This window comes from Streptomyces sp. NBC_00554, assembly GCF_041431135.1.
Taxonomy (GTDB): Bacteria; Actinomycetota; Actinomycetes; order Streptomycetales; family Streptomycetaceae; genus Streptomyces.
Genome location: NZ_CP107799.1, coordinates 270467 through 288720, shown reverse-complemented (window position 1 = coordinate 288720; position 18254 = coordinate 270467). Strand labels below are relative to the sequence as shown.

The window sequence follows — 18254 nt, the reverse complement described above, 5'->3', positions numbered from 1 at the left end:
AAGCCGCGTGCCGTGCCGCCGGATCGGCCGGTGGGAGGGCTGGAGGGTCTGGGACGTCAGTGATCGACACAGTCGACCAGCCCCCATCGCAGTGCGGTGGAGGCGTCGACCGGTGCACCACTCAGGACGAGATACGCGGTACGCCACCGGCCGATACGCCGGGTGACGCTGACCGTGCCACCTGCCCCGGGCACCAACCCCATGCGTAGTTCGGGGAGTTGGAAGTACGCGTCGTCCCGGGCCTCCACTCGGCCTGCGAACGCAGGGATCTCGATACCCGCGCCGATGCAGGCACCGTGCAGACGCACCCGGACGCGCTCGGCGCAGCGGTGCACGGCGTGGCCGGCGCTCTGCCGCAGCCGGATCAGATGCGCGACGGCCACATCCGGAGCCGTACCGAATTCGTTGAGGTCGCCGCCGCTGCAGTAAGAGGGGCCGCGGCCGGCCAGTTCGACATGAGCGATGGTTGGGTCCAGGTGCACCAGATCAAGCGCTTCGACGAGTCCGTCACGCACCTCCCGGCTGAAGGCGTTGTGCCGCCGCGGGCGGTTGAGCGTGATGCGCAGGACCGAGCCCTCCCGGGAGAGCAGGACCGGCTCCTCGCCGAGGTCGAGGTCAAGGCCGGCGTCGGCGCTTCCCGCGCCCGGCCTGCGAGTCCGCCAGTCCGCGAACTCCGGTCCGGCCAGCAGCATCGAGTACGCCAAGGACTCCGCGACCAGGCCATCAGGTACGGAAAGTTGCTCGGTCAGCCGGAGCAGGCCGACCAGTGTCACCGCCGCGCGAGGCGACGCCTGTGCGTACGCGGCGATGGCAGCGGCTGTTGTCGACGGATCGTCCACTGCGACCCGGTTCCTCGGCTTGCCCTCGTTCCGACGCGGCACCAAGGTGAACGTCAACGCGTCGAGCAGTGGGGACAGGGAGGCGGGCACCGATCCGTGGCTCACCCCGACGAGTACCCGTTGTGCCGCACTCGCCGCTGCGGCAACGGCCGCCACGGGGGTATCGGACCCGCCGCACTGGTCCAGGTCCACGAAGGCCAGCGGAGCCACTGGATGTCCTTCCGGGGACAGGTCCAGTGGATCTGTGGCGCTCTCGACGAGGTCCTTCGGGCTCAGCCATGGCAGCGCGGTGTCCATCGAGTTCCGTCGTTTCCGTTCCTGCGCGAGAGGTTCTGAAGGCGCGGGGATTTTAAAGTATCACTGATTTAACCTAGTCCAATAGATCAACGGACGGGGCTTCATGACTCTGATCCTTCGCGACGTGGAACTCGCAGGACGCCGCACCGACGTGGCGGTGTCCGGGGACGGACGCGTCTCGGCGACCGGCCGGCTGCGCCCTGGGCCCCGCGACACTCTCGTCGAGGGGCGCGGGGGAGCGCTGTTGCCAGGTCTCGCCGATCGGCATGTGCACCTCCTGGCTCTGGCCAAGTCCCTTGAGTCGGTGGACTGTGGGCCACCCCGGATCCGTACGGCCGAGGCGCTGGCCGACGCCCTGCGGGCCCGTGCCACGGCAACCGCACCCGATGCCTGGATCCGGGGGGTGGGCTACCACGAATCGGTTGCGGGCGCGCTGGACCGGGACCGATTGGACGCGATGGTTCGGCGGCCGGCGGTCCGTGTCCAGCACCGGAGCGGGGCACTGTGGACGGTGAACAGCGCGGGAGCCCGCGTGCTCGGACTGGATGAGCCGGGGCTGCCGCTCCCCGGCGGGGTGGAGCGGGACGCCGGGGGGCGTGCGACGGGTCGGCTCTGGCGGGTGGACTCCTGGTTGCGCCGGCGGATGGGCCCCTCGACCGCGCCGGACCTGGCGGCAGTTGGGCGCCTTTACGCCTCGTACGGTGTGACCGCGGTCCACGATGCCACTCCGGAACTGGAGGACGACACGGTCGCGGAACTCTCCCGGGCGCTCACGGACGGTCGACTGCTGCAGCGTGTGACCCTCCTCGGCGCCGGAAGGCCCCCACGACCGGGGGAGGAGCGGTGGGAGAGGGGCCCGTACAAGCTGCTGCCGCCGGACCATGACATGTGGACGTACGACGAACTCCTCTGCCGCGTCCGTGCCGCGCGGGGCAGTGTGGGCCGCCCGGTCGCGGTGCATGCCGTGACGCGCGAGGCGCTGGTCCTGACCCTGGTGGTGCTGCGTGAGGCAGGCCCGGTTCCCGGTGACCGTGTCGAGCACGCGGCCGTTGTACCCCCCGAACTGCTCTCACAGATAAGGGGGTTGGGGGTGCGTGTGGTCACCCAACCCGGATTCATCGCTGAGCGTGGTGATACCTACGCGGCCGAGGTGGAGCCTGACGACCTGCCGCACCTTTACCCGTACTCCTCGCTTCTGGCTGCCGGGATTCCGGTCTCGCCGTCCAGCGATGCGCCGTACAGCAGTCCGGACCCGTGGGCCGCGGTCCGTGCGGCACGCGACCGCCGTACGCCCGCCGGCCGGGTGCTCGGGCCGGGAGAGCGCGTCCGGGCGTCGGCAGCCCTGACCGGATTCCTCGCCCGCCCCGCCGTCGGGCCGGGCGACGACGCTGATCTCTGCCTGCTGCACGTGCCCTGGCGGGTGGCCTGCGAAGACCCGGATGCCGGTCTGGTCCGGATGACCGTGTGCCGGGGGCGGGTGGTGCACGGCGGGCTCTCGGATTGAGCCCGACCGGCAGAGCGGCGTCGCCCCTTCGCACGCCGTCTGTAAGGGCGCCCACCGGGCAGCGCGAGAAGGAGGCCCGCTCCGCGGATCCCGCCTGGACATCATGGGACGATGTTCCCGGTGAACGGCGAAGTCGGGAGGGTGTACGGGATGGCACAGACAGCCCGGCGAGGGCGTCCCGCAGGAGTGGACGGCGAGCAGACGCGGCGCCGCATCATGGCCGCGGCGACCGAGCACGTGGCCGAGGTGGGTTACGGCAACGCGACCATGAAGTCGATCGCCGAGCGCGCCGGTCTGACGAGTGCGGCCATCTACCGGTACTTCCCCACCAAGCAGGAGCTGGTGGGCGTCATTCTCGACGAGCTGGTCCAGGAGATCATGGGCCGCCTGGAGCGGGCGACGCAGGTTCCGGGAACCCTTCAGGAGCGTTTCGTATCCCTGCTGGAGGAGTCGCTTGCCTGCACCCGTGACCATCCGGCGGCGGCGGGGCTGAGCGAGGCCGTTCACTTGGAGTCGGCGCGGACCCCGGAGTTCCAGGCGGTCATCGACGGTCGGCTGCGTACCGAGGAGAAGATCTACACGCGGCTCGTCGACGACGCGATCCGGCGTGGCGAGCTTCCGGCCGACGCGGACCGGCAGGCGATCGCCGACACGCTCACCTCGCTGACCTGGGGGCTCACGCGCCTCGGGGCGACCGTGCCCCGAGCGCGCCATGCCGCGGCCATCCGCCAGGTGGAAGGCCTGCTCGCCAGCGGCACCCTGCTCCCTCGCCGCGGCTGACCGGTCCGGGAACCGCTCCGTCACCCCGTCCGTCGAGGACCGGGGAATTACCCGACGCACATCTCTTGACCAGAGGTGTCAGATTGCCTAAATTAAATAACTGATCAATTACTTACGTTGCGCCAAAGGAGGTAGCGACGTGTCACTCACACCTGACCTAGCAGCCCGGGCCTCGCATCCCCATGCGATCACCGACCCCAAGCGGGTCCCCGCCCAGCGCTACTACTCGGCCGACTTCGCCCAGCTGGAGAAGGAGAAGCTGTGGCAGCACGTCTGGCAGGTCGCCTGTCGGCTTGAGGATCTTCCCGAGACCGGGGACTACATCGAGTACGAGATCAACGACCAGTCCATCCTGGTCGTCCGGGAGTCCGACTCCCGCATCAAGGCCTACCACAACGCCTGCCGGCACCGCGCGACAGCCCTGGGGAACGGCGCCGGAACCTTCCATGGGCGTCAGATCGTCTGCCCGTATCACGGATGGCGTTGGGATCTCAACGGAGAGAACACCTACGTCTACGCCGCCCAGCGCGGGTTCACGCCGGCCTGTCTGGACAAGGACAACCTGCGCTTGCGCGAGGTCCAGGTCGACAGCTGGGGCGGCATGGTCTTCGTCAACATGGACGCCGAAGCGCCGCCGCTGGAGCAGTACCTCGAAGGCATCGCCAAGGTGCTGGACCCCATCGCCTTCGAGCGCATGCGGGTGCGCTGGTGGCGGCATGTGATCCTGCCCTGCAATTGGAAGATGGCGCAGGAGGCCTTCCTCGAGGCCTATCACGTCATGCAGGCCCACCCCTCACTCGCCATGGGGGCGGCAGACGACGACTACAACGTCGACTCGCTTGCCAGCAACTTCGAGTGCTTCGAGGGCGGCCACGCACACTCGCGGCCTCCCACCAGCAGCGAAGTCCCGGTCAAGGGCATGTCCTGGGCGGACTACTTCATCCAGTTCAACAACGCGCTGTACTTCGGCACCGACGCCTTCACGACCGAGCGGGAGATGTTCATCCAGCAGGGACTGCTGGAGAAGGACATCCCGGACGACGAGTTCCCCGCCAAGTTCTTCGAGGCGCTGTACACGTACGCGCAGGGGGCCGGTATTCCGCTGCCGCCGCCCGCGACGGAGACGACCGGGTACGGGCACATCTTCCCGAACCTCACCTTCCTGCCGGGCTACGGCAACAACATCATCTACCGGTCCCGTCCGAATGGTGACGACCCGGAGAGCTGCATCTTCGAGGTCTGGGCGGTGCAGATACCGGGTGCCGACGCGGGTGAGCCCGAGCGTCCCGTACTGGAGGGCCCCATCCCCGTCGAGGAATGGCCGCAGATCTTCCGCGAGGACTTCCAGAACGTCATCGGCCAGCAGAAGGGCGTGCGCGGCTCAGGCATCGACGACCTCATCATGTCCGAGCACTACGAGGCGATGATCATCAACAACCACCTCACCATCGACCGCTACCTCAGCGGGGACTGACGTGGTGGCGCGCGTACGGGTCGATCCCGCAGGCGTCGAACTCGCGCCGCGGGCCGGCGAGACCGTCTTCCAGGCGGCGCTACGGGAGGGCCTGACCTGGCCCACCATCTGCTACGGCCAGGCCCGTTGCACCGCCTGCGCACTCCGGGTGACCGACGGACACCTCGCGATCGACCCACCGGGGCCCGAGGAGGAGGCGGTGCTGCGGCAGTTGGGGCAGCGCCGCCGGGGCTCCGTCCGCGGCATCCGGCTGGCCTGCCGGTTGACCGTGACCGGCGAGGTCACGGTCGAGAAGAAGGGCGTCAAGCCGACGGGTGATGGGCCTCCGGAAGTCCAGTAGTCGACGGACGAAGGATCCCCGCATGTCCCGTGGCCGTTGGAGCCAAGTCCCGTAACCGGTGAACGAGAGCTCCCTGCAAGACCGTTGAGCGGCAGCTGCCGCCGAACCAGTAGCTAGGAACCACACCATGGCACATCAGCAAACCAGGGTGCCCGCGGACGAGACCTACGACGTGATCGTCGTCGGTTTCGGCGGCGCGGGCGCCAGCGCCGCCATCGCGGCCGCGGATGCGGGAGCGTCCGTACTCGTTCTGGAACGCTCGTACGGCGGCGGCTCCACCGCCCACTCCGGCGGCGTCGTCTACGCCGGTGGAGGCACCGACGTCCAGCAGTCCGCCGGGGTCTCCGACTCCCCCGAGGAGATGCTCGCGTATCTGAAGCAGGAGAGCGGGGGCGTCGTCTCGGACGAGACCCTGCGGACGTTCGCAGAGGGCAGCCCGAAGATGATCGACTGGTTGCGCGCGCAGGGCCTGGAGTTCGACGGCAGCCTCTGCGACTACAAGACGTCGTATCCCACCAACCGCCACTACCTCTACTACTCGGGCAACGAACTGACTGCGGCAGCGCGCGCGGTGGCCCGCCCCGCCGCGCGCGGCCACCGGGTCCATGCCAAGAACTTCACGGGCGCCGTCTTCTACGCCAAGCTGCGTGAATCGGCGCTCAGGAAGGGCGTCACCGTCCGCCCGCTGGCCGACGTGCGCGATCTGATCGTCGAGGACGGCACCGTCGTCGGAGTCGAGTTCGCGGCCCCCGCACCGGGCAAGGAGCCCGGGGGCTGGCACAAGAAGCTCGCCAAGACGGCCGGGAAGATGATGATCTACTACCGGCCCGTCGGCAGCCGGCTGAGCAAGCTCGCCGACTCGGCCCAGCGCCGCCGCAGCCAGGTCCACCGGGCCCGGGCCCGCGGCGGAGTCGTCCTCGCCACCGGCGGGTTCGGTTTCGACATGGAGATGGTGTCCGAGCACGCGCCGCAGTACGCGGGCCTGAACGCGCTCGGCCCGGGCGGTGAGAACGGCTCCGCGGTGAAGCTCGGAGCACAGGTCCAGGCGGCCACCGACCGGATGGACTCGATATCGGGCTGGCGCTTCATCTGCCCGCCGTCGGCCTTCATGGAAGGCATCGTGGTGGACGGGGCGGGACAGCGCTTCACCAACGAGCAGCTCTACGGCGCGACGATGACCAAGCCGCTGATCGAGGAGCACGGCGGTCGCGGTTTCGTCATCACCGACGCGGCCACCTGGCGCAAGGCGCGGGGCCAGATCCGGACCCAGTCCGCCTTCTTCCACTTGCCGCAACTCGGCTATGTCTTCAGCCCGTTCGGCCACCACAAGGCGAACACCCTGGAGAAGCTGGCCCGATCCTGCAAGATCGACCCCGCCGGGCTGATCAGGTCGGCCGCCGAGCACGACGCTGCCCTCGCCTCGGGCGAGCCCGACGCGTACGGCAAGAACGACGAGTTCCGGCACTCCCTCGGCCAGGGACCGTACTACGCAGTGAACATCGGCACGGACGCCTCACGGACCTTCTACCCGCTCCCCTTCATCACCCTCGGCGGACTCGTCGTGGACGAGGGAACCGGCGGAACCGTCCGCGAGAGCGGAGAGGTCATCGCGGGCCTGTACGCCGCCGGGCGCTCCGCGGTCGGGATCTGCAGCAACAGCTATGTGTCGGGCCTCTCCCTGGCCGACGCCGTCTTCTCCGGACGACGCGCAGGCGAGCACGCGGCGGGCGTGGCCCGCTCCGGGGCCGGGGCTGCGGCCGGGACACACAAGAAGGAGAGCACCGCATGACCGCGCAGGTTACCCAGCCGGCCGCCGAACCGGACGCGAATGTTCTGGTCGAACTCTTCGCCACCGCCACCCGCATCAAGCTCTTCGACGAGAAGTACCTCTCGCTGATGAAGGCGGGGCAGATCGGCGGGATGTACTACTCGCCGCGCGGCCAGGAATTCGCGGCCGTGTCCGTGGCCCAGCACCTGCGCCCCGACGACTACGTCGTCACCATCTACCGCGGCCTGCACGACCAGATCGCCAAGGGGGTGCCGCTGCGCGACCTGTGGGCCGAGTACCTGGGCAAGGCGGTCGGCAGCTGCAAGGGCAAGGGCGGCCCCATGCACGTCACCTCGCCCGAGCACGGGCTCATGGTCACCACCGGTGTGGTTGGCTCCGGCATCCCGATCGCCAACGGGCTTGCGCTGTCCGCCCAGATGCGCGGTACCGACCAGGTGGCCGTGACGAACTTCGGCGACGGCGCGTCCAACATCGGGGCCTTCCACGAGGCGCTCAACCTGGCCTCCGTGTGGAAGCTGCCCGTGATCTTCGTCTGTCAGAACAACGAGTTCGCCGAGTACACCCCGCTGAGCGAGGGCACCTCGGTGGCCCGCATCGCCGACCGTGCCGCCGCCTACGGCATGCCCGGCGAGAGCGTGGACGGCAACGACCCGGTCGCCATGTGGCAGGCGGCGGGCCGGGCGGTGGACCGGGCCCGGCGAGGGGAGGGCCCGACCCTTCTGGAGGCCAACACCTTCCGCTTCAACGGGCACCTGATGGGCGACCAGCAGGCGTACATGCCCAAGGAGCTCCTGAAGGAGAAGATGGCCGCAGACCCGGTGCCCCGCTTCCGGGCCCGGCTGATCGCCGACGAGGTGGCGACCGAGGCCGATCTGACCGCCATCGAGGAGCAGGCCGCCGAGGAGGTCGCGGACGCGGCCGCGTACGCGCTGGCCGCCGATTATCCGGACACCGCCGAACTCGACACGGACGTGTACGCCCCGGAGGTGGCGGTCTGATGACGGAGACTCAGCTCAAGGCGACAGCGACAGAGACAGCGACAAAGACCCGCAAGATGGGGCAGGTGCAGGCCCTCAACGAGGCGCTGGACATCGCGCTCGGCGTCGATCCTTCGGTGTTCCTCCTCGGCGAGGACATCCAGGAACCCAATGGTGGGGGGTTCGGGGTCCACAAGGGCCTGGGCAACAAGTACGGCACCACCCGGGTCCGCCACACTCCGATCTCCGAGCAGGCCATCATGGGCGCGGCGGTCGGCGCGGCGATCTCCGGGATGCGCCCGGTCGCCGAGATCATGCTGATGAACTTCGTGCACGTCTGCGCGGACCAACTCATCAACCACGCCGCCAAGTTGCGCTACATGTCCGGCGGACGCACCCCGGTGCCGCTCACCGTGCGCACCGCGACCGGGACGGGCGGCGGGTTCGGCGCCCAGCACTCGGACATGCTGGAGGCCCAACTGGTGCACGCCGCAGGCCTGAAGGTGGTCGTCCCCAGCAACCCGGCAGACGCGAAGGGCCTGTTGCTGTCGTGCATCTTCGACGACGACCCGTGCGTGTTCGTCGAGATGAGCCAGCTGTACTTCGCCGGCAAGGGCGAGGTCCCCGAGGGTGACTACCGCGTTCCGCTCGGCAAGGCCCGGATCGCGCGCGCCGGCTCGGACGTCACACTGCTCACCTACGGCCGGCAGGTCGGAGACTGTCTGACGGTCGCCGAGACACTCGCGGCCGACGGCATCGACGTCGAGGTCGTGGATCTGCGCACCCTCAACCCCCTGGACACCGACGCCGTACTCGGTTCGGTGGCAAAGACGAAGCGGGCCGTGGTGGTACACGAGGCGGTACGCCGCAACGGCTTCGGCGCCGAACTCGCGGCGACCATCCAGGAGGAGCTGTTCGGTGAACTGGCCGGACCGGTGCTCCGTGTCACCGCGCCGGACACGCCGGTTCCGTACGCCAAGTCGCTGGAGGACGCCTTCCTTCCCGGACCTGTGCGCATCGAGGCCGCGGTCCGGCGCCTGACCAAGTCTTAGTCAGGACCAGCCCAGGCAGGACCGGCGATGAGGCCCGGAGACCTGAGAACGAGAAAGCGGAGCACATGAGTCACGAACTGCAGATCCCCCAGCTCGGTGTGACGATGACGGAGGGCGAGATCACCGAGTGGCTGGTGGCCTCCGGCGACACCGTGGCGGAGGGGCAGGTGCTGTACGTCCTGGCCACCGACAAGACGGAGACCGAGATCGAGTCCCCGGCTTCCGGCACCCTCGAAATCATCGGCAAGCCCGAGGAGACGTACGCGGTCGGAACGCTGATCGGCCGGATCAGCAGCTGAGAAGGAAGGGGGAGGCCACTGTGGCCTCCCCCGCATCGCGCCGACGTCAGTGCCGTGCGCAAGACTGATCGCGGTGACGGACGTGGCGAGATAAGAGGGAACTCATGGCGGGCAAGGCGCTGGTACTCGGTGGCGGGGGCAGCAGCGGGATCGGCTGGTTGTCGGGAATCCTGTACGGGCTCGGCGAGGCCGGCGTGGATCTGAGCGATGCCGACGTGGTGATCGGTACGTCCGCCGGCTCGACCGTTGGAGCCCAGCTCGCCTCGGGCAGGCTGACGCTGAGGGAGCTGTACGAACGGCAGCTGGCCGAGCCCACGGGAGAGCTCACCGCACGCCTGGGCGCGGCTACGATGCTCCGTTACGCATGGTCCATGCTGACCTCGCGTGCACCCGAGGCGTACGGGCGGAAGATGGGTCGGCTGGCGCTGGCGGCCGACACCACGGACCAGGCGACGCGCCGTGCGTCGGTCAAGACCCGGCTGGTCTCACCGGAGTGGCCCGACCTGCCGCTGCGCATGCCTGCCGTGGACACCGCGACCGGCGAGCTGCGGATCTTCGACAAGGACAGTGGCGTGTCTCTCCTGGACGCCATGACCGCCAGCTGTGCGGTGCCGGGGGTCTGGCCGCCGGTCGCCATCGAGGGCCTGCGCTGGATGGACGGCGGGATCCACTCGTCCGCCAACGCCCACCTTGCCGCCGGGTACGAGCGCGTCGTCGTCCTGGCCCCCATGGCCGCGGGCGTCGGGCCCCTCGCCTCGGCCGCCGACCAGGGCCGCAAGCCCGTCGAGGACGGTGCCAGGGTCGTGGTCATCACGCCGGACCGCGCCGCGAAACGGTCCTTCGGCCGCAACCCCCTGGATCCGTCGGTGAGGGCTGCCGCCGCCCGCGCGGGGCGGTCGCAGGCGGCTGCGCACGCCGCCGAGGCCGCCGAGGTGTGGAAGGGCTGAGCCACCCGTGGCTGTACTCCGGGTGTGGTGGGAGAGGCAGCCTGAACACGCGGCTCTCGTGCCCCTGGGCGAGAGGGCGACCCGGGAACTGAGGGCTGCTGGCGCTCCGGTGCTCGGCGGTGCCGGAGGCCCTCTCGGCGCCGACGTGGCAGTGCTGTTGCTCAACGCCCTGCCCGTGGAAGTACCCGGGGCCCTCTCCGGCGAGGGCCCCGGCGGGAGCGACGACGAAGGGAGTTCATGCCCGTCCGGCCGACTCCAGGAACCGTTCACGCAAAGCGGTCTTGACCACCTTGCCCATGGCATTACGAGGCAGCTCGGCAAGGATCTCCAACTGCACCGGGAGCCTACGGGTGTTGAGTCCCCGGGCCCGCAGATGAGCGCAGATCTCGCCCAGTTCCGGCGGGGACGCGGGGTCCACCGGAACCACCACCGCACACACTCGCTCCCCGGTGTCCGGGTCGGGCAGGCCGATGACGGCGGCGTCGGCCACGCCGGGGACGGCCAGGAGGTGGTCCTCCACCTCGCGGGCGGAGACGTTCTCCATGTTCCTGATGATCACGTCCTTGAGGCGGCCGGTGATGGTCAGGTAACCCCGGCCGTCCAGGGACGCCAGATCCCCTGTACGGAAGAACCCCTCGGCATCGAAGGCGGCCTTGTCCAGGCCGGAATCGACGTAGCCCACCGTCAGTTGGGGTGCCCGCACCCACAGTTCGCCGATCTCCCCGGCATCAGCCCGCGTCCCGTCGGCCCTGACGATGCGCACCCGCGTCTCCGGTCCCGGCTGCCCGTCGGCCGTCGCGTGCTCGTGGTCGCCGTCGTCGGGGCGGCCCCAGCTGAGGAACGGGCACTCGGTGAGGCCGTAGCCGGACGAGATACCCGCTCCGCCGAGCCTGTCCCGCGTCTCGTAGTGCAGCGACTCCTGCCGGGGTGCCCCGCCGATGAGGAACGCGCGCATGCTCGGGAAGAGCCGCTCGCGCGGGCGGGCACGCTGCTCGCGCAGGAAACCCAGGAGGAACGGGACGCCCGAACCGCCGAGGGTCACCCCCTCGTCGCGCAGCAGTTCGGCGCTGGCCGCAGGTTCGAAGACGTCGTTGATGATCAGGGCGGACCCGGCCATGAGAGCGGCCAGGACATGCAGGACTCCGCCGACATGGGCGAGGGGCGCGAGAGCCGCAATCCGGTCGTCCGGGGTCGGCTCGATGGCCGTGCAGAACGTCCTGGCGGCGGCGAGGAGACCTTCGTCCGTGTGCTTGGCTCCCTTGGCGGCGGCCGTGGTCCCGGAGGTGTAGAACAGCCAGCGCGCTTCGGGTCCTTGAGGCTCTGGTGGCAGGGCGGCGGGGTCGGCCTCGGGCAGCCCCGCACCGGTGGTCAGCACCTCGAGGCCGGGTAGCCGTGCCGCGAGGGAATGGGCCATGGCGCCGTGCTCGAACCGTCGGAAGGACTCGGGGACGATCAGCAGCCGGGAGCCCGCCTGACGGCAGATGAACTCCACCTCCGGCTCCCGCAACATCATGATCAGCGGATTCTGTACGGCACCCAGCCGGGACAGCGCCGCGAACAGGACGATGGTCTCGATCCAGCTGGGCAACTGCCAGGAGACGACGGTTCCCCTGCCGACTCCCCGGGCTGCCAGACCGGCCGCCACCCGCTCCACCGAGTCCCGGAACTCGGCGAACGTCATCCGCCGGCGGCGCTCGTCGACGACGAGCAGCGCGCCGGGCGTGGCCGCGGCACGCCTGCACACCAACTCCCAGACGCTGTCGGCCTGGAGATGCGGGCGGAGCTCTGACATAGCGGGTGCCTCCAGAATTCGGCGGGGCGTAGGTGCCGGGTACGTCGACTGTCTGACGAACTATTCACGTTGTTCCTGGCTGGTCAAGCAGCCCGGATGTGGCTGTACGTAGGCAATTAGCTCCTACACCGTCCAGGGTAGACAGGGGGATGCTCTTGTTCCAGACTAAGATTCTGACATCAGCGTCTAGTGTAGGGCGGCCTTCCGTGACCCCACCCGGCGATGCCGACGTTCTAGTCGTCGGCGCGGGCCCGTGCGGTATGACCCTGGCGAACCTGCTGGGGGTGTACGGGGTCTCGTGCATCGTCATCGACCGCGATACGGAGGTGCTCAACTTCCCGCGCGCCGTCGGCATCGACGACGAGTCCCTGCGCAGCTACCAGGCGGCCGGCCTGGTGGATGACGTCCTTGAGGACGTCATCCAGAACACGGCGATCCGCTACTACACCTCGTGGGGACGGCTTCTCGCCCACGTCAGTCCGAGCGGCCGCCCGTTCGGCTGGCCCCGGCGGAACCTCTTCCTCCAGCCGCTCTTCGAGGCCGCGCTGCGCCGCGGCGTGCGGCGGTTCCCCCACGTCGATGTGCGCCTCGGTCATGAACTCGTCCACCTGGAGCAGGACGACGAGGGGGTGCGGGCCACCGTGAAGTCGGCTCAGGGCGAGCCCGCCACGCTGCGTGCGCGGTACCTGGTTGGCGCGGACGGCGGCAAAAGCACCGTGCGCCACGAGGTCGGCGTGCCGCTGACCGGCACCACGGCTCCCGTCAGGTGGCTTGTCGTCGACGTCGCCGAGGACCGGATGGAGGGCCTGTACTCGGCCGTCCACTGCGATCCGGTGCGGCCCGTCCTCACCATCCCGCTGCCGTACGGGCACCGGCGCTTCGAGTTCAAGCTCCGGGGAGACGAAGACGAGGGAGACGAGGACGCCGTGACCCGGCCGGAGAACATACGCGCACTCCTCGCCCCGCTCTACGGCTCGACGCCCCTGCCCACGATCCTGCGCGGCCGCGTCTACCTCCACCACTCACGGATCGCCGACACCTTCACCTCCGGCCGGGTGTTCCTGGCAGGCGACGCCGCGCACCTGCAGCCCCCGTTCTTCGGCCAGGGGATGAACTCGGGAATCCGCGACGCCACCAACCTGGCGTGGAAGCTCGCGGCCGTCGTCTCGGGCAGGGCCGGGGAGCGGCTGCTGGAGACGTACGACACCGAACGCCGCGGCCACGCCGCGCAGATGGTGGGCTTCGCCACCCGGATCGGCCGCATGTACAGCCCCTGGAGCAGGCTGACCGAACGGCTGCGCGCCCTCGTGTTCCGGGCCGTCAGCCGGGTGCCCGGCGGTCGCGACTACATCCTGCAGATGAAGTACAAGCCGATGCCCCGGTACGTCACCGGGGCACTGGCCGCCGACCCCGCACGACCCGGCAGCCACCCCGTCGGCAAGATGTTCATGCAGCCGTACGTCGAGACCGGCTCCGGCGCGAAGGCGAAGCTGGACGACGTGACCGGCCCCTGGTTCGCGCTCGTCGGCGTGCGGTTCGACCCGGCCGAGGTGCTCGAACCCGAGGAACTCGCCTGGTGGCAGGCGCTCGGCGGCACGGTGGTCCAAGTGGACTGGCCGCGCTCCGAGTCGCGCCCGCTGAACGGAGGCGCCCGCCCCGGACGGTCGCGGGGGGACACGGGCACGGCTCTGGTGGAGGACGTGGACGGAGCGTTCCGCGAATGGCAGGCCAACCGGCCCGGCGACGAGTTCTTCGTGCTGCGGCCGGACCGCTACCTCGCCGCGGTCAGCGACCGGCTCGGGGCCGGGGCGGCACTGCGGGACCTGCGCGACGTACTGGGCGGACCGGGCCTGGACCGGGCCCACTGACTCTCCGCGACGGCCGCCCCATCCAGTGCCGATCGGTCTCATTCGCTCGATTCGGAGGTACGAACCGTGGTGCAGCAATTCGACGTCATCGTGCTCGGCAGCGGCGCGGCGGGCCTGACCGCGGCGTTCACCGCGGCCGAAGGGGGTGCCTCGGTCGGCCTGTTCGAGAAGGCCGACCAGGTGGGGGGCACGACCGCCTGGTCGGGCGGGAACGTGTGGATCCCCAACAACCCGCTCATGGCGGACGTGGGTGTGCGGGACAGCGCCGACGACGCGTTCACGTACATCATGTCGCTCTCCCGGGGCCTGCTCGACGAGGACCTTGTGCGCGCCTATGTCGAGGCGGGCCCGGACATGGTCGGCTTCCTCGACGCCAAGGCCAGCACCGACTTCTACGTGGCCGAAGGTTTCCCGGACTACCACGCCGAGCATCCGGGAGGGAAGCCGCAGGGTGGCCGGTCGCTGGAGACGCCGCTGTTCCCGTTCGACGAACTGGGCGAGTGGCGCGAACGGGTCACCACCGGGCCGTACTTCACCAACCTCCACTTGGTGCAGCGTGAGACGCCGATCGGAGCCTCGGTGCCGCAGCCGCCGTCGGACGAGGAGCTGGAGCGCCGGAAGATACGTGATGAGCGTGGCCGGGGGCAGTCGCTGGTAGGCAGACTGCTCAAGGCCTGCCTGGCCGTCGGGGTCGAGGTCGTGACGGGGCATCGCGCCCGCGAACTGGTCGTCGACGCGGGCCGGGTGGTCGGTGTCGTGTTCGAGGACCCCGAGGCGAACCCTGAGGAGGACTTCGGGGAGGGCCGGGTCGAGGTGCGGGCCCGTCATGGCGTCGTCCTGGCGACCGGTGGCTTCGAATGGAACGAGGATTACAAACGGGCGTTCCTGCGGGGGCCGTTGACCCATCCCGTGACCATGCCGACGTCCGAGGGCGACGGCCTCTACATGGCGATGAAGGTGGGCGCGTCGCTGGGCAACATGCGGGAGGCGTGGTGGAGCCCGGTCGCCGTCCTGCCGCCCGGGGTCAACGACATGAACCGCGTCATGGTCAACGCCGATCGCACCCGCCCCCGGTCCGTCATGGTCAACCGGCGCGGGCGGCGTTTCACCAACGAGGCGGCGAACTACAACGCCTTCGGCGGTGCCTTCCACGCGGAGGACGTCGCCACCTTCAGCTACGCGAACCTGCCGTGCTGGTTGGTGTTCGACCAGGAGTACCTGCGCCGGTACGGGACCGTCGGACCGTTTCCGCCGGGGGAGGTGCCGCCGCCGTGGCTGATCCGCGGTGCGACGCTCGCTGAACTGGCCGGTGAACTCGGTATCCCGGCAGGGGAGTTCGAGGCGACCGTACGCCAGTGGAACGAGCACGCCGCCGCGGGCCGCGATCCGGACTTCCACCGGGGCGAGAGCGCACACGACCGGTGGTGGGGCGACCCGCACCTCAAGGGCAGGCCCGAGGCCACGCTCGGTCCGCTCGACGAGCCGCCGTACTACGCGATCGAGCTGGTGAGCGGCGCGCTCGGCACCAAGGGCGGCCCGCGCACCGACACAGACGCCCGCGTACTGGACCTCGACGGCCGTGTCATCGAGGGGCTCTACGCCGCGGGGAACGTGATGGCCTCGCCCTTCGGCATGACCTATGGCGGCGCGGGCGGCACCCTCGGGCCCGCGATGGTGTTCGGATACCTCGCGGGCCGCCACCTGGCCGGCGGTGCCCGGAACCGACCATGAGGGCCCGGGCGGTCACCCCCGACGAGCGGGACCGCGGGCGCGCCTTGCGAAGCGTGCCGCGCTGGCCGGGGGCGCCGGCACGCTCATCGAGTTCTTCGACTTCAGTGTCTACGGTTATCTGTCGATCACCATCGCACCGCTGTTCTTCCCGGCCGACAACGCGACCACCTCGCTGATGGCCACGCTCGCCGTCTACGGGGTGGCCTACGTCGCGCGTCCGCTCGGCGGCGTGGTGTTCGGGCACATCGGCGACCGCCGGGGGCGCCGCGGCGCGCTGATCGCCACCGTCGTGTCCATGGGCGGGACGAGCATGCTGGTCGGCCTGCTCCCCACGCACGCGCAGATCGGTGCCTGGGCCGGGGCCCTGCTGCTCGTCCTGAGGCTGGCGCAGGGGCTGTCGTCCGGCGGAGAGATCGGCGGAGCGGCCACGCTGATCTCCGAACTCGCCCCCGCGCGGCGCCGTGTGCTCTACGCATCGGCCCCGGGGATCGGCGGGACGCTGGGCCATCCCGTTCCTGCTCTCGGTGCCGTTGACGGCGCTCTCGCTGTGGGCATGGAGCCGGGTGCCGGAGGCGGTGGCCGAGGAGGCCCGGGACGATCGCGAACCGCGTGACCTGCCGATCGTCGACGTGGTGCGCAGGCAGCCGCGCGGGATCGTCCTCACCGCCTGTCTGAGCCTGGTCGCGAACGGCACGACCTACATCGGCCTGGCCTACCTCAGCATCCACCTGATCAGGGTCCACGGGTATCCGAGCACGCCCGTCTACTGGATCACCACGGTGGTGATCTTTCTGTCCGCGCCCCTCGCCCCGCTGTGCGGGATCTGGGCCGACCGCGTCGGGGTGAAGCGGGTCGGGTGGGTGAGTCTGCTCGGCTACCTGGTGCTCGCCTATCCGGTCCTGGCCGTGATGGCGTGGGGCAGTCTGACGGTCTCGGCCGTGGCTTTCCTGCTCTTCGTCGTCCTGAACGCGCCGATCCAGGTGGCCACGTTCGCGCTCATGCCGCGCTACTTCGACCGGGAGCTGCGGTACTCCGGTGTGGCGCTCGGCTACAACATCGGCGTCATGCTCGCCGGTGGGACCGCGCCGCTCATCGCCACCTGGCTCGTGGAGACCACCGGCAGCGCCAACGCGCCGGCCCTCTTCGTCGTCGCGACGGTTCTGGTCGGTGCGGTGGCGCTGTCGGCCACCCGGAAGCGTGACCTCCGTGACGACTCGGGGCCGGCCGAAGTCCCGGTCCTGCCGGACGGCGCGATCACTTGAGGCCGATCGCCGACTCGGGCGGCTAATCGGTTCCCAGCTTGGTCCTGGCCGCCGCGAGGCGCGTGGGGATGTGCTCGGAGGGCCAGGCGGAGTCGCTGGGCTTGTGTCCCTTCAGCACCTCGCGGGCGACGGTGACCTTGTGTACTTCGGTCGGCCCGTCCGCGAGTCCCAGCACAGGTGCCGTCACCCACCAGTCGGCGAGCGGCAGTTCGTTGGACACGCCGAGCGCGCCGTGCACCTGGATGGTCCGCTGCACGATGTCGTGGAGGACGGTCGGTGTGAGTGCCTTGATGGCCGCGATGTCCCTGCGCACCTTCTTGTAGTCCTGGTAACGGTCGATCTGCCAGGCGACGTTGAGCACGAACAGCCTGAACTGGGTCAGTTGGGCGTAGGAGTCGGCGACGTACTCCTGCACCTTCTGCTTGTCCGCCAGTACGGAACCCTTGGTGTGACGGCTCAGCGCGCGTTCGCACAGCATGTCGAGTGCGCGCTGGGCCACTCCGACCGTGCGCATCGCATGGTGCACCCGGCCCCCGCCGAGGCGTACCTGCGCGACGGTGAACGCCCCGCCCTCGGGGCCGAGCAGACTGCTCGCGGGAATGCGGACGTTGTCGTAATGGATGAGCGCGTGGGATCCGTCCTCGGCAGGCTCGCCCATGAGCCCGACGTTGCGCTCGATGCGCACGCCGGGGGTGTCGCGCGGCAGCAGGAACATGGACATCCCGCGATAGGGGCCGGCGTCCGGGTCCGTGATCGCCATGACGATCAGGAACTCGGCCCAGCGGGCGTTGGAGGAGAAGAACTTCCAGCCTTCGATGACCCAGTCGTCCCCGTCCCGTACCGCGCGGGTGGTGAACTCGCCAGGATCGGCGCCACCTTGGGGCTCGGTCATCGAGAAGCAGGAGAAGATCTCGCCGTTCAGGAGAGGGTCCAGGTAGCGCCGGCGCTGTTCGTCCGTGCCGAAGTGGGCGAGGATCTCCGCGTTCCCGGTGTCCGGGGCCTGCGTGCCGAAGATGACCGGAGCCCAGGAGGAGCGGCCCAGAATCTCGTTCAGCAGGGCCAGCTTGACCTGCCCGTACCCCTTGCCTCCGAGTTCCGGGCCGAGGTGGCAGGCCCACAGCCCGTGATCGCGTACGGTCTGCTTGAGCGGATCGACGACCTTGCGCCGCTCCGGGGTGAGGGGCTGGTAGTTGAGGGGCGAGGGCCATACGAGATCGAGGGGTTCGACCTCCTCGCGGACGAACGTCCCGGCCCAGTCGAGCTTGTCCTGGAACTCGGGCTCGGTGCTGAAGTCCCATGCCAT

16 protein-coding genes are annotated in these 18254 nt (G+C 69.7%); 13 read left to right on the top strand and 3 right to left on the bottom strand.

Annotated elements, in window-relative coordinates; translation table 11 throughout:
- Nucleotides 1-56: 56 nt before the first annotated feature.
- Entirely contained in the window at nt 57-1136 is a 1080-nt protein-coding gene (locus OG266_RS01380) for an enoyl-CoA hydratase/isomerase family protein (protein WP_371541710.1), read from the bottom strand.
- A gap of 103 nt (nt 1137-1239) precedes the next feature.
- Here OG266_RS01380 and OG266_RS01375 point away from each other — a divergent pair, with 103 nt between their 5' ends.
- The 9 genes from OG266_RS01375 to OG266_RS01335 all read left to right on the top strand — a co-directional run bounded on the left by OG266_RS01375 (nt 1240) and on the right by OG266_RS01335 (nt 10298).
- The gene (locus OG266_RS01375; RefSeq protein WP_371541707.1) at nt 1240-2640 is read left to right on the top strand and encodes an amidohydrolase family protein; all 1401 of its coding nucleotides are present in this window, start codon (nt 1240-1242) and stop codon (nt 2638-2640) included.
- 150 nt (nt 2641-2790) lie between these two features.
- Complete coding sequence (locus tag OG266_RS01370; RefSeq protein ID WP_332880647.1) at nt 2791-3420, top strand: TetR/AcrR family transcriptional regulator; 630 nt, start codon at nt 2791-2793, stop codon at nt 3418-3420.
- Between the two features lie 139 nt (nt 3421-3559).
- A complete protein-coding gene (locus tag OG266_RS01365) occupies nt 3560-4894 on the top strand; it encodes an aromatic ring-hydroxylating dioxygenase subunit alpha (protein WP_332880648.1) in 1335 nt (444 codons plus the stop codon).
- 4 nt (nt 4895-4898) lie between these two features.
- Entirely contained in the window at nt 4899-5234 is a 336-nt protein-coding gene (locus tag OG266_RS01360) for a 2Fe-2S iron-sulfur cluster-binding protein (protein WP_371541703.1), read from the top strand.
- A gap of 127 nt (nt 5235-5361) precedes the next feature.
- Nucleotides 5362-7023, top strand: coding sequence for an FAD-binding protein (locus OG266_RS01355; protein WP_371541701.1), 1662 nt, complete (start codon nt 5362-5364; stop codon nt 7021-7023).
- Entirely contained in the window at nt 7020-8021 is a 1002-nt protein-coding gene (locus OG266_RS01350; RefSeq protein WP_371541698.1) for a thiamine pyrophosphate-dependent dehydrogenase E1 component subunit alpha, read from the top strand. Before OG266_RS01355 ends, OG266_RS01350 begins: the two co-directional genes overlap by 4 nt.
- Nucleotides 8021-9052 carry an alpha-ketoacid dehydrogenase subunit beta gene (locus OG266_RS01345; RefSeq protein WP_371541695.1) on the top strand — a complete coding sequence of 344 codons (1032 nt, stop codon included), beginning with the start codon at nt 8021-8023 and terminating at the stop codon, nt 9050-9052. Before OG266_RS01350 ends, OG266_RS01345 begins: the two co-directional genes overlap by 1 nt.
- Before the next feature lie 65 nt (nt 9053-9117).
- Nucleotides 9118-9351: a biotin/lipoyl-containing protein gene (locus OG266_RS01340; RefSeq protein WP_332880653.1), complete on the top strand. Its 234-nt coding sequence runs from the start codon at nt 9118-9120 to the stop codon at nt 9349-9351.
- 104 nt (nt 9352-9455) lie between these two features.
- On the top strand, nt 9456-10298 hold the full coding sequence (locus OG266_RS01335) for a patatin-like phospholipase family protein (RefSeq protein ID WP_371541692.1): 843 nt from the start codon (nt 9456-9458) through the stop codon (nt 10296-10298).
- 235 nt (nt 10299-10533) lie between these two features.
- On the opposite strand, the gene OG266_RS01330 is transcribed toward OG266_RS01335, so the two are convergent.
- Entirely contained in the window at nt 10534-12090 is a 1557-nt protein-coding gene (locus OG266_RS01330) for a class I adenylate-forming enzyme family protein (RefSeq protein ID WP_371541689.1), read from the bottom strand.
- Nucleotides 12091-12296: 206 nt separating this feature from the next.
- On the opposite strand from OG266_RS01330, the gene OG266_RS01325 reads away from it, so the two are divergent.
- From OG266_RS01325 to OG266_RS01310, 4 genes are all read left to right on the top strand, one after another.
- On the top strand, nt 12297-13958 hold the full coding sequence (locus OG266_RS01325; protein ID WP_371541687.1) for a bifunctional 3-(3-hydroxy-phenyl)propionate/3-hydroxycinnamic acid hydroxylase: 1662 nt from the start codon (nt 12297-12299) through the stop codon (nt 13956-13958).
- A 66-nt stretch (nt 13959-14024) separates the two neighbouring features.
- Complete coding sequence (locus OG266_RS01320) at nt 14025-15689, top strand: FAD-dependent oxidoreductase (RefSeq protein ID WP_371541684.1); 1665 nt, start codon at nt 14025-14027, stop codon at nt 15687-15689.
- Nucleotides 15670-16302, top strand: coding sequence for an MFS transporter (locus OG266_RS01315; RefSeq protein WP_371541682.1), 633 nt, complete (start codon nt 15670-15672; stop codon nt 16300-16302). Before OG266_RS01320 ends, OG266_RS01315 begins: the two co-directional genes overlap by 20 nt.
- Nucleotides 16214-16951 (top strand): MFS transporter, encoded by a 738-nt coding sequence (locus tag OG266_RS01310; protein ID WP_371541679.1) that lies wholly within the window; start codon nt 16214-16216, stop codon nt 16949-16951. The genes OG266_RS01315 and OG266_RS01310 overlap by 89 nt, the downstream gene beginning before the upstream one ends.
- 22 nt (nt 16952-16973) lie before the next feature.
- On the opposite strand, the gene OG266_RS01305 is transcribed toward OG266_RS01310, so the two are convergent.
- On the bottom strand, nt 16974-18254 hold the full coding sequence (locus OG266_RS01305) for an acyl-CoA dehydrogenase family protein (RefSeq protein WP_332880659.1): 1281 nt from the start codon (nt 18252-18254) through the stop codon (nt 16974-16976).

Coding starts and splice junctions, on each gene's coding strand:
- OG266_RS01380 (WP_371541710.1), bottom strand. CDS start 1,136: ATGGACACCGCGCTGCCATGGCTGAGCCCGAAGGACCTCGTCGAGAGC.
- OG266_RS01375 (WP_371541707.1), top strand. CDS start 1,240: ATGACTCTGATCCTTCGCGACGTGGAACTCGCAGGACGCCGCACCGAC.
- OG266_RS01370 (WP_332880647.1), top strand. CDS start 2,791: ATGGCACAGACAGCCCGGCGAGGGCGTCCCGCAGGAGTGGACGGCGAG.
- OG266_RS01355 (WP_371541701.1), top strand. CDS start 5,362: ATGGCACATCAGCAAACCAGGGTGCCCGCGGACGAGACCTACGACGTG.
- OG266_RS01350 (WP_371541698.1), top strand. CDS start 7,020: ATGACCGCGCAGGTTACCCAGCCGGCCGCCGAACCGGACGCGAATGTT.
- OG266_RS01345 (WP_371541695.1), top strand. CDS start 8,021: ATGACGGAGACTCAGCTCAAGGCGACAGCGACAGAGACAGCGACAAAG.
- OG266_RS01340 (WP_332880653.1), top strand. CDS start 9,118: ATGAGTCACGAACTGCAGATCCCCCAGCTCGGTGTGACGATGACGGAG.
- OG266_RS01335 (WP_371541692.1), top strand. CDS start 9,456: ATGGCGGGCAAGGCGCTGGTACTCGGTGGCGGGGGCAGCAGCGGGATC.
- OG266_RS01330 (WP_371541689.1), bottom strand. CDS start 12,090: ATGTCAGAGCTCCGCCCGCATCTCCAGGCCGACAGCGTCTGGGAGTTG.
- OG266_RS01305 (WP_332880659.1), bottom strand. CDS start 18,254: ATGGCATGGGACTTCAGCACCGAGCCCGAGTTCCAGGACAAGCTCGAC.